Annotated in this window: 9 protein-coding genes; 3 read left to right on the top strand and 6 right to left on the bottom strand. The window is 65.2% G+C overall.

Annotated features, from left to right (window positions below; all coding sequences use genetic code 11):
• Positions 1–73 precede the first annotated feature (73 nt).
• The 5 genes from rodA to IRZ12_RS11695 all read right to left on the bottom strand — a co-directional run bounded on the left by rodA (position 74) and on the right by IRZ12_RS11695 (position 5,834).
• Positions 74–1,192 (bottom strand): rod shape-determining protein RodA, encoded by a 1,119-nt coding sequence (rodA, locus tag IRZ12_RS11715; protein WP_296468586.1) that lies wholly within the window; start codon positions 1,190–1,192, stop codon positions 74–76.
• 40 nt (positions 1,193–1,232) lie between these two features.
• Positions 1,233–3,134, bottom strand: a complete 1,902-nt coding sequence (gene mrdA / locus IRZ12_RS11710) for a penicillin-binding protein 2 (RefSeq protein WP_296468583.1) — start codon at positions 3,132–3,134, stop codon at positions 1,233–1,235.
• A gap of 63 nt (positions 3,135–3,197) precedes the next feature.
• Positions 3,198–3,740 carry a rod shape-determining protein MreD gene (mreD, locus tag IRZ12_RS11705; protein WP_296468580.1) on the bottom strand — a complete coding sequence of 181 codons (543 nt, stop codon included), beginning with the start codon at positions 3,738–3,740 and terminating at the stop codon, positions 3,198–3,200.
• Positions 3,737–4,684 carry a rod shape-determining protein MreC gene (mreC, locus tag IRZ12_RS11700; protein WP_296468578.1) on the bottom strand — a complete coding sequence of 316 codons (948 nt, stop codon included), beginning with the start codon at positions 4,682–4,684 and terminating at the stop codon, positions 3,737–3,739. Before mreC ends, mreD begins: the two co-directional genes overlap by 4 nt.
• A gap of 106 nt (positions 4,685–4,790) precedes the next feature.
• Positions 4,791–5,834, bottom strand: a complete 1,044-nt coding sequence (locus tag IRZ12_RS11695) for a rod shape-determining protein (protein ID WP_296468576.1) — start codon at positions 5,832–5,834, stop codon at positions 4,791–4,793.
• Positions 5,835–6,044: 210 nt separating this feature from the next.
• Here IRZ12_RS11695 and gatC point away from each other — a divergent pair, with 210 nt between their 5' ends.
• From gatC to gatB, 3 genes are read left to right on the top strand one after another with little or no spacing between them, the layout of a single operon-like run.
• Complete coding sequence (gene gatC / locus IRZ12_RS11690; RefSeq protein WP_296468574.1) at positions 6,045–6,353, top strand: Asp-tRNA(Asn)/Glu-tRNA(Gln) amidotransferase subunit GatC; 309 nt, start codon at positions 6,045–6,047, stop codon at positions 6,351–6,353.
• A gap of 4 nt (positions 6,354–6,357) precedes the next feature.
• Complete coding sequence (gene gatA / locus IRZ12_RS11685; RefSeq protein WP_296468573.1) at positions 6,358–7,887, top strand: Asp-tRNA(Asn)/Glu-tRNA(Gln) amidotransferase subunit GatA; 1,530 nt, start codon at positions 6,358–6,360, stop codon at positions 7,885–7,887.
• Between the two features lie 20 nt (positions 7,888–7,907).
• Positions 7,908–9,362 (top strand): Asp-tRNA(Asn)/Glu-tRNA(Gln) amidotransferase subunit GatB, encoded by a 1,455-nt coding sequence (gene gatB, locus IRZ12_RS11680; RefSeq protein WP_296468572.1) that lies wholly within the window; start codon positions 7,908–7,910, stop codon positions 9,360–9,362.
• Positions 9,363–9,567: 205 nt separating this feature from the next.
• On the opposite strand, the gene pyrE is transcribed toward gatB, so the two are convergent.
• Positions 9,568–10,293, bottom strand: a complete 726-nt coding sequence (gene pyrE, locus IRZ12_RS11675) for an orotate phosphoribosyltransferase (protein ID WP_296468570.1) — start codon at positions 10,291–10,293, stop codon at positions 9,568–9,570.
• Between the last annotated feature and the right edge of the window lie 95 nt (positions 10,294–10,388).

Here is a 10,388-nt window from a genome sequence, read left to right as displayed (position 1 = left end):
TCATGTCGGTCGCGCCGTTCTCGCCGCAGCCCGCGCTGCCCCCGGGCTAGCCGGCCGGTCGAGCCCGGCTGCCTCAACTGGGGACCAAGGCCTTGTGCCGCTGTATCCCCATCAGGATGCCGGCGGCGCAACCCAGCGTGAGCAGGGCGGTACCGCCATAGCTCATGAACGGCAGGGGCACGCCCACCACCGGGAGGACTCCGCTCACCATGCCCATGTTGACGAACGCGTATACGAAAAACACCATGGTAAGCGACCCGGCGAGCAGGCGCGCGAACATCGTCGGCGCGCTCGATGCGATGCTCAGCCCGCGAAAGAGCAACAGCAGGTACAAGAGCAGCAACACCAGGTTGCCGACGAATCCAAACTCCTCGGCGTAGACGGCGAAAATGAAATCCGTCGTGCGCTCGGGAATGAAGTCGAGATGAGTCTGGGTACCTTGCATATAGCCCTTGCCCAGCATCCCACCCGAGCCTACGGCAATGGCCGACTGGATGGTGTGAAACCCTTTGCCAAGCGGATCAGAACTAGGATTGAGCAGCGTGCATACCCGGTGTTTCTGGTAGTCATGCAGGATGACCCAGTCGACGCCGTCGACGCACAACCGGTCCTCCAGCATCACCAGCGTGCCGATGGCGACCACGGTGACGACCGTGACGGGCACGAGCAGGCGAAACGACAGTCCCGCGAAAAACAGCACGAAAAACCCCGCGCCGAATACGAGCAGTGCAGTGCCGAGGTCCGGCTGCAGCACGATGAGCGCGAACGGCGCCAGCATGAGGATGGCCGCCACGATGAAATCGCGCACCCGCAGCGCGCCTTGGTGCCGGTGAAAATACCAAGCGAGCATCATCGGCACCGCGATCTTCATCATCTCGGAAGGCTGAATGCGAGTGAAACCCAGGTTCAGCCACCGCGTGGCGCCCTTGCTGGTTTCGCCCGCGACCTCCACGCCCATGAGCAGGCCCAGCCCCAGCAAATAAAACGGCACTGCCAGCCGCATCAGCGTATGCGGAGAGAGCTGCGCCAGCGCCCACATGGCCAGCAGGGCGACGCCATAGTTGCGGAGCTGGTCCGAGAACCGCCCATCGAAGCCGCCGGCCGCCGAATACATGGACATCAGGCCAACGCCGGCCAGCGCGAGCAGGATCAGCAAGAGCGGCCCGTCGAAAACGGAGAACGTGCGCGCCATGACAGTGCGCCAGGTCACGCGGTTGAACAGGTCCGGGCGATCAATCACCAGAAGCCTCCATGGATCGCGGCGCCTCGTCGGAAGGAGGATCGCCCGGGCGCTTGCCCAGCAGCCAGTAGTCGAACACCTGCCGGGCGATGGGCGCCGCCACGGTCGCACCCCAGCCCGCGTTCTCCACGATTAACGCCACGGCAATGCGAGGCTGCTCGAGTGGTGCGAAGGCCATGAACAAGGCGTGGTCACGCAAGCGCTCGTCCACCCGGTTGTGGTTGTAGCGTTCGCCACTGCGCAGGCTGTACACCTGCGCCGTACCCGTCTTGCCGGCAGCCACGTAGGGCGCGCCGGCAAACGCCCGCGCGGCCGTTCCGCTTTTGGTGACCGACGCCATGGCCTGCTTGATGAGCCGCACGTTCTCCGGGTTGAGCGGAATGCGGTAGCTCTCGCGGGGGACGGTCAGGGTCTGCTCCCCGGTGGCGCTGTCCTGCAGCGCCTTGACGAGGTGAGGTTTCATGTAAACACCGTCGTTGGCGAGCACCGAGGTCGCCTGGGCAAGCTGCAGCAGCGTGAAGGAGTTGTATCCTTGGCCGACCCCGATGGAGATGGTCTCTCCGGCATACCAGCGCTGTTGCTCGGGTTTGGAATACGCGCGCCGCTTCCAGGCCGTAGAAGGCAAGATGCCCGTCTTCTCGCCGGCGAGATCGATGCCGGTGATCTGCCCGAAGCCGAAGGGCTTCATGAAATCGTGGATCGCATCGACGCCCAGGTCGGCCGCGAGCGCATAAAAATAGGTATCGGAGGACACCTCCAGCGCACGCTTCATGTCGATGTGGCCGTAGGCCCGCTCGCCGGCATTGCGATAGCGCCGGTTGCCGAACTCAAAGTAGCCCGGGTCGTACATGGTGCCGGTAAACGTGCGCTTGCCTAATTCCAGCCCCGCGAGCGCCATGAACGGCTTGTAGGTCGAGCCGATGGGATAAGTCCCGTACAACGGGCGGTTGATCAGCGGGCGGTCTGGCGATTCATTCAGCGCTTTCCAGCTCTCGACGTCGATGCCGTCCACGAAGAGGTTGGGATCGAACGACGGGCGAGAGACGAAGGCGAGGATGTCGCCGGTGGCGGGCTCGATCGCGACCAGCGCCCCACGGCGATCGCCGAATGCCGCCTCGGCGATCTTCTGCAGCTCCAGGTCGATGGACAAGATCAAATTCTTGCCCGGTATCGGCGGCGTGCGGGACAGGGTGCGCACCGGACGGCCGGTGGCCGTCACTTCCACCTCCTCCACGCCCGTCTTGCCGTGGAGCACCTCCTCGTAATACTTCTCCAGCCCTTCTTTGCCGATATAGTCCGTGCCGCGGTAATTGGCAATCCGGCCCTCTTCTTCCAGCCGGGCGATGTCGCGCTGCGAGATCCGGCCGATGTAGCCGATCACGTGTGCGGCCGCCTCTCCTTGAGGATAGTGGCGCAGCAGGCGGGCGCGAATCTCCACGCCGGGAAAGCGATAGGCCTGGGCGGCGAAGCGGGCGACCTCTTCATCCGTGAGGCGGGTGCGGATGGGCAAGCTCTCGAAACGGCGAGATTCGGCCATCAGCTGCCGGAACCGGCGGCGGTCGCGGGCGTCGATCTGCACGATCTCGCTGAGCTGATCGATGGTTTCCTCGAGCTTGCTCACCTTGGACGGCGTGATTTCGAGCGTATAGGCGGAGTAATTGCGCGCCAACAGCGTCCCGTTGCGATCGACGACGATGCCCCGATGGGGTGTGATCGGCACGACCGAGATGCGATTCTGCTCGGCGCGCGCCGCGTAGGCGTCGTGATTGGCCACCTGCAGGAACCAAAAGCGCGAAGCCAACAAGCCGAAGCAGACGAACACGAACGCCCCCGCCACCACCAGGCGCAGGCGGAAGTGCTGGAGTTCGCGCTCAGTATCCTTGAGTTCGGTCATGGGTAACGGGAACCCGCCCCGCCGAAAGACGGGACGGGCGAGTGACGGTCGGCCTGCAGGACGTCAGATGGGCCTCGTGTCGTCCGGATCGATCGCCCGGCGCTGGGGCGCCTGCAGAATCCACCCGGCCAAAGGCCAGAGCAAGGCGGAGATGACGCTGCTCAGCGCCCACCACCATCCTGGCCAGCTATTGTCGAGCCAGCCGCGAATAGAGAATACCGTGAGTTCGGAAACGAAAAAAATCGGCAGGACGTGCAGGGCCTGGACCCAGGGCGAAAACCATGACAGCCGACGGTGGATGAGCAAGGCCAAATACACCATCAGCGTGTAGGCAAGCGCATGCTCACCCAACCGGGCGGAACCGTGGACGTCCATCAGGATGCCGAACAAGAACGCCGCGAGCATGCCCACTCGCCTGGGCTCGTGCACGCTCCAGAATACCAGGCAGATCGCGAGCAAGTCGGGGATGCCGCCCACCTGCCCCCAAGGGAGCAGGTTCAGCAGCCAGGCGAGGAACAAAGTCAGCCAAATGAAACGCGGCTCGACCGGCAACAACAGTTGCTCCGGGGGCACGCGTGAACGCGGCAAGGTGGACGGAACTTTCATCGGCGACGAGTACCGCGAGAAGCGACAGAAGACTGGGGCGTTTTCTCGGACGCGTTCTGCTCCGACACGGCTTTCCTGGGCGATTCGTCCTTGGCTCCGCCGGGAAGTTCCGACGTGATCGTCTGCAGCACCAGGAAGTGCCGATGGCGGTCCAACCCCGCTATGGGCTTGCACAGAATGCGGGCAAACCCGGAACTGGCGTCGCGTTCGACCGACTCGACCACTGCCACGGGCAACCCCTCCGGATACACGCCGTCCAGGCCGCTCGTCACCAGGGTGTCGCCCACCTGGACGTCCGCATCGGCCGCCATGAACCGCAGGCCCAGCCGGCCGGGTATTTCGCCGCCCGAGGTAATGCCCCGCAGCCCGTTGCGCAACACCTGGATGGGGATAGACTGGACGCGATCGGTCAGCAAGGCCACTTCGGACGTCATCGGCAAGGTCCGCACGACCTGCCCGACCACGCCGCCGTCGTCGATCACCGGCATGCCGGCGAGCAGCCCGTGGGCGCTTCCCTTGTCGACGATCAGCCGGCGCGAAAACGGATCGCGCGATTCATACAGCACCTGGACCAGCACGGCAGGCGCCTGGACGCGCTCGCTCGCCCCGAGCAGGCGTCGCAGCTGCGCGTTTTCGGCGGCCAATTGGGCAGCCTGGGCGGTGATCTGCGCCATCTCGATGCGCTGGCGGCGCATCGCCTCGATTTCCTGCTGCACGCTGCTGTTGACTTCGAAAAACTCAGCCACGTACCGCACGCCCTCGCGCGGCAGCAGCATGACCCGCTGGAAGGGATAGAGCACCACGCCGATCGCCTCGCGCAGCGCGTCGAGCGCCCGCATCCTGGTGTCGACCACCAGCATGGCCAGGGAGAGGAGCACGAAGAACATCAGCCGGCTCCAGGCCGGCGGACCTTGTTTGAAAAACGACGGTGGACTGTGTTGCATGGAAGTCGGTGTCCAGCGTCCGATCCGGGACAGTTCCCTTCAGAAAAAAAACCGGGGCGTCTCGCTTCTAGCCGATTCGCCCCGTCGCCTTTAGACCCGATGAGGGTTACTCGTTGGTGAAAATGGCGCCCAGCTTGTCCATGCGCTCGAGAGCCTGCCCGCATCCGCGCACCACGCAAGTGAGCGGATCCTCGGCCACGAGGACGGGCAAACCGGTTTCTTCCTGCAGCAGCCGGTCCAGGTCGCGCAACAGCGCGCCGCCGCCGGTCAACATGATACCTTTTTCAGTGATGTCGGCCCCCAGCTCTGGCGGGGTCTGCTCCAAGGCAATCTTGACGGCCGAGACGATCTGGTTGAGCGGATCGGTCAGGGCCTCGAGGATCTCGTTCGACGAAACGGTGAAGCTGCGGGGGATGCCCTCGGACAGGTTGCGCCCCTTGACCTCCATCTCCTTGACCTCGGAGCCGGGAAACGCCGAACCGATGGCTTTCTTGATGAGTTCGGCCGTGGGCTCGCCGATCAGCATGCCGTAATTGCGGCGGATGTAGTTGACGATGGCCTCGTCGAACTTGTCCCCGCCGACGCGCACCGACCCTTTGTAAACCATCCCGCCCAGCGAGATGACCGCGACCTCGGTCGTGCCGCCCCCGATGTCCACCACCATGGACCCGCTGGCGTCCGAAACGGACAGCCCTGCCCCGATCGCCGCGGCCATGGGCTCTTCGATCAGGAAGACCTGGCTCGCGCCCGCGCCCAGCGCCGACTCCCGGATCGCCCGGCGCTCGACCTGCGTCGAGCCGCAGGGAACGCAGATGATGATGCGGGGACTGGGAGCGAACAGCCCCTTGGGATGGACCATGCGGATGAACTGCTTGAGCATCTGCTCGGTCACGGTGAAGTCGGCAATGACCCCGTCTTTCATCGGACGGATGGCTTCGATGTTGCCCGGCACGCGCCCCAGCATCTGCTTGGCTTCTTTGCCGACGGCCTGAATCGATTTCTTGCCACTTGGGCCGCCTTCCTGACGGATCGCCACCACCGAGGGTTCGTTCAACACGATGCCCTTGCTGCGGACGTAGATCAGCGTATTGGCGGTGCCAAGGTCGATCGCTAGATCGTTGGAGAAATAACTGCGCAGGAAACTGAACATCGGGATCTTTATTAGGAGAGCGGGGAGCGGTGGGCGGTCCGGTAAACGCAAAATGATAACTTATAATCCTGTTTTGATACCCCGAAACTGCATCAAAGTTCTGCATTAATCTCGAGTCTGCGAACTTCGAAGCGGTGTTACGACTACCCCGGCCGAAGCGCGCAAAAATGTAACTTTTTGCACTTTAGCGGCCTTTCCATCACACCTGCCATGGCGCTTACCGAAAACGACGTCACGCGCATCGCGCGGCTGGCCCGGCTGGAGCTCGCAAGCGACATCCAGGAGCGAGTCCTCAAAGACCTCAACGGCATCTTCGGCCTGATCGAACAGCTGCAGGCCGTGGACACCCAAGGCGTGGAACCGCTCACCCACCCCATCTCCGCCATCGAGGACGTGGCCTTGCGCCTGCGCGAGGACGAGGTCACCGAACCTGCCACGGAGGCATCGCGCGACGCGCTGCTGGCCAACGCCCCCGCCGTCCAGGACGGCCTTTTCCTGGTGCCCAAGGTCATCGAGTAAGCCCATGACATTGCCCCTGCATACCGAATTCGCGAGCATTGCCGAGCTGCGCAAGGCCTTGGACGAGCGGCGCGTCTCGGCTACCGAACTGGCACAAAGCGCGCTCGACGCCATTGCCGCCCGCCACGAGCTGAACGCCTTCCTTCATGTGGACGCCGACCTGACGCTGGCCCAGGCCCGCGCGGCCGACGCCGCCCTGGCCGAGGGTCGCGCCGCCCCGCTGACCGGCATCCCCATCGCCCACAAGGACGTCTTCGTGACGCGCGGCTGGCGCACCACGGCTGCCAGCGCCATGCTCAAGAATTACGTCAGCCCCTTCGACGCGACAGTGGTCGAACGTCTCGCCGCTGCAGGCGCCGTCACGCTGGGCAAGCTCAACTGCGACGAGTTCGCCATGGGTTCGTCCAACGAGAATTCGGCCTTCGGCCCGGTGCTCAACCCGTGGGATACCTCCGCGGTGCCGGGCGGCTCGTCGGGCGGCTCGGCGGCCGCCGTGGCGGCGGGCCTGGTGGTCGGCGCCACGGCAACCGACACCGGGGGATCCATCCGCCAGCCCTCGGCCCTGTGCGGCGTCAGCGGCATCAAGCCCACCTACGGCACTGTTTCCCGCTACGGGATGATCGCCTACGGCTCCAGCCTCGACCAGGGCGGCCCGATCGCGCGCCACGCCCGCGACCTGCTGGAACTGCTCGACCCCATCACGGGCTTCGACGAGCGCGACTCCACCAGCCTGGAACGCTGCGGTGGCGAACCCAACGCCCCGGGGCGCGTCCGGGCGGCCTTCGAGGCATTCTTGGCCGGCGCGAAGGGCGACAAACCCCTGGCTGGCCTGCGCATCGGGATCCCGCGCGAGTTCTTTGGCCCCGGCCTGGCCGACGACGTCCGCATGGCGATCGAGGCAGCACTCCAGCAATTCGAGACGCTGGGCGCCGAGCGCGTCGACATCTCGCTGCCGCGCACGGAGCTGTCCATCCCCGCCTACTACGTCATCGCCCCGGCCGAGGCCTCCAGCAACCTCTCGCGCTACGACGGCGTCCGCTACGGACACCGCGCCGCCCAGTACCAGGATTTGGCCGACATGACGAGCCGTTCGCGCGCGGAAGGCTTCGGGCTCGAAGTGCAGCGCCGCATCCTGATCGGCACCTACGTGCTGTCGCACGGCTATTACGACGCCTACTACCTGCAGGCGCAGAAAGTGCGCCGGCTGGTTGCCGAAGACTTCCAAAAGGCACTGCGCGGCCAATGCGACGTCATCATCGGCCCGGTATCGCCCACGGTCGCCTGGAACCTGGGCGAGAAGACGAATGATCCGGTGGCCATGTACCTGGCCGACATTTACACGCTGAGCCTGAACTTGGCAGGCCTGCCCGGGGTGTCCATCCCCTGCGGCTTCGGCCTGGGTCCGGTCCATGGCCGACGCCCCGTCGGCCTGCAGATCATCGGCAATTACTTCGACGAGGGGCGGCTGCTCGGCATCGCCGACATCTTCCAACAAGCCACCGACTGGCACGAACGCCGTCCCGGCAGCCTGTGATCTTCAAGCGGAACGAACGTATGAACTGGGAAGTCGTCATCGGTCTGGAAACGCACGTGCAACTGTCCACGGCATCCAAGATCTTCTCGGGCAGCAGCACCCGCTTCGGGGCGCCGGCCAACATGCAGGCAAACGCCGTCGACCTAGCGCTGCCGGGCACGCTGCCGGTGATGAACCGCGGCGCGGTGGAGCGGGCGATCAAGCTCGGCCTGGCGCTCGGCTCGCACATCGCCCCTCGCTCCATCTTCGCGCGCAAGAACTACTTCTATCCCGACCTGCCCAAGAACTACCAGATCAGCCAGTACGAAATCCCGGTAGTCCAGGGCGGCTCGCTCACCTTCTTCGTGGGCGACAAGGAAAAAACCGTCCGGCTCACGCGCGCCCACCTCGAAGAAGATGCAGGCAAATCGCTGCACGACGACTTCATCGGGCCGCACGGCGAGAAATCTTCCGGCATCGACTTGAACCGCGCCGGCACGCCGCTGCTGGAAATCGTCTCGGAACCCGAGCTGCGGTCCGCCGAAGAGGCCGTGGCCTACGCCAAGGCGCTGCACGCGCTCGTGGTGTGGCTGGGCATCTGCGACGGCAACATGCAGGAAGGCTCGTTCCGCATCGACGCCAACGTCTCGGTGCGCCCCGCCGGCCAAAAGGAATTCGGCACCCGCACCGAAACCAAGAACGTCAACTCCTTCCGCTTCCTCGAACGCGCCATTCAGTACGAGGTTCGCCGCCAGATCGAGCTGATCGAAGACGGCGGCCAGGTCGTGCAGGAAACCCGGCTGTACGACCCCGACCGCGACGAAACCCGCAGCATGCGGTCCAAGGAAGATGCGCACGACTACCGCTACTTCCCCGACCCCGACTTACCGCCGCTGGTCATTTCCCAGGAATGGATCGAGCGCGTGCGCGCGGAAATGCCCGAGCTGCCGGCCGCCAAGCGCGCCCGCTTCGAGTCGGAATACGGCCTGCCGGCGTACGACGCCGCCCAGCTCACCGTCAGCCGCGCGACCGCCGATTACTTCGAGGCCGCGGTCAAGGCGCTGCCCGCCGGGCAGGCCAAGCTGGCGGCCAACTGGATCATGGGCGAACTGGCTGCGGCCCTGAACCGCGAAGAGAAAGACATCTCCCAGAGCCCGGTATCGAGCGCCCAGCTCGCGAAGCTGCTGACGCGGATCGCCGACGGCACCATTTCCAACAAGATCGCGCGCGAAGTCTTCGCGGCCATTTGGCAGGGCGAACAAGGCGGCGACGCCGACGCCATCATCGAGGCGCGTGGCCTGAAGCAAATCAGCGACACCGGCGCCATCGCCAAGATGGTCGACGACGTCATTGCAGCCAACCCGGCCATCGTGGCCGAATACCGCGCCGGCAAGGAAAAGGCCTTCAACTCCCTGGTCGGCCAGGTGATGAAAGCCGCCAAGGGCAAGGCCAACCCGCAGCAGGTCAACGAACTGCTGCGGCAAAAGCTGTCCTGATCCTCCTGCGCCCACCCTCGCGGCCCCGCCTCGCCGGGGCCGTGTCCCATCCGCTTGCGGCGGGCCGCACAGCGCTGTACTCCCCGTTCGCGTGACCCGGTCGCTCCTTCTGCAGCGCGTGGGCTCCATTCCCGCCCACCGCAGAATCCGGCTCGGCTGAACGGGGTTTGCGCCGCAGCCCACCCGCGGGCCGCGGCTTGGTGGTTCAGATCACCCCATAGCGGGCGCGGTAGGCAAGCACGGCTTCCCGATGCTGCTCGAACTCACCGTTGCCGCCGCCTTGCTGGATCATGTCGAGGATGTCGTCGAGCGACGCGATGCTGACGACCGGACACCCGTTCGTCCGCTCGACGTCCTGGACGGCGGAATGCTCCGACAAGGCATCGTCGGGGCCCACGCGTTCCATGCGGTCCAAGGCGATCAGCACGGCGGCGGGACGGGCCCCGGCGGCCTGGATGAGCCGCACCGATTCCCGCACCGAAGTACCGGCCGTAATCACGTCGTCGATGATGACGACCCGTCCTTTCAGCGGTGCGCCGACCAGCGAGCCGCCTTCACCGTGGTCCTTGGCCTCTTTGCGGTTAAACGCAAACGGGACGTCGCGGCCGCGGGCGGCGAGCGCCACCGACGTCGCGGTCACGAGCGGGATGCCCTTGTAGGCCGGGCCGTACAGCATGTCGAACTCGACGCCGGAAGCCAGCAGGGCTTCGGCATAGAACTCGGCCAGCCGGCCGACGGCCGCGCCGCTGTTGAACAGGCCGGCGTTGAAGAAGTAGGGGCTCAGACGCCCTGCCTTGGTCGTAAACGAACCAAATCGCAACACGCCGAGTTCGGTGGCGAACCGGACGAAATCGGTGCGAAAACGATTCTTGTCGATCGTAGGGTCGGGGACTGGGCTGATAGCGATAGCGGTCTGGGGCACGGCGGTCATGGTACGTAGTCACAACGGCACAGGGGAAGGCCTTCCCCCGGCGGCGCAGTAGGCCAGGGTGATTGTAAAACGGGAGGGGGCCAGGGGGCGAATGG

Source organism: Pigmentiphaga sp. (assembly GCF_019689535.1).
Classification (GTDB): Bacteria; Pseudomonadota; Gammaproteobacteria; order Burkholderiales; family Burkholderiaceae_B; genus Pigmentiphaga.
The sequence above is the reverse complement of the archived record's forward strand: the minus strand, read 5'-3'. Positions and strand labels throughout refer to the sequence as shown.

Coding starts and splice junctions, on each gene's coding strand:
- rodA (WP_296468586.1), bottom strand. CDS start 1,192: ATGGCGCGCACGTTCTCCGTTTTCGACGGGCCGCTCTTGCTGATCCTG.
- mrdA (WP_296468583.1), bottom strand. CDS start 3,134: ATGACCGAACTCAAGGATACTGAGCGCGAACTCCAGCACTTCCGCCTG.
- mreD (WP_296468580.1), bottom strand. CDS start 3,740: ATGAAAGTTCCGTCCACCTTGCCGCGTTCACGCGTGCCCCCGGAGCAA.
- mreC (WP_296468578.1), bottom strand. CDS start 4,684: ATGCAACACAGTCCACCGTCGTTTTTCAAACAAGGTCCGCCGGCCTGG.
- IRZ12_RS11695 (WP_296468576.1), bottom strand. CDS start 5,834: ATGTTCAGTTTCCTGCGCAGTTATTTCTCCAACGATCTAGCGATCGAC.
- gatC (WP_296468574.1), top strand. CDS start 6,045: ATGGCGCTTACCGAAAACGACGTCACGCGCATCGCGCGGCTGGCCCGG.
- gatA (WP_296468573.1), top strand. CDS start 6,358: ATGACATTGCCCCTGCATACCGAATTCGCGAGCATTGCCGAGCTGCGC.
- gatB (WP_296468572.1), top strand. CDS start 7,908: ATGAACTGGGAAGTCGTCATCGGTCTGGAAACGCACGTGCAACTGTCC.
- pyrE (WP_296468570.1), bottom strand. CDS start 10,293: ATGACCGCCGTGCCCCAGACCGCTATCGCTATCAGCCCAGTCCCCGAC.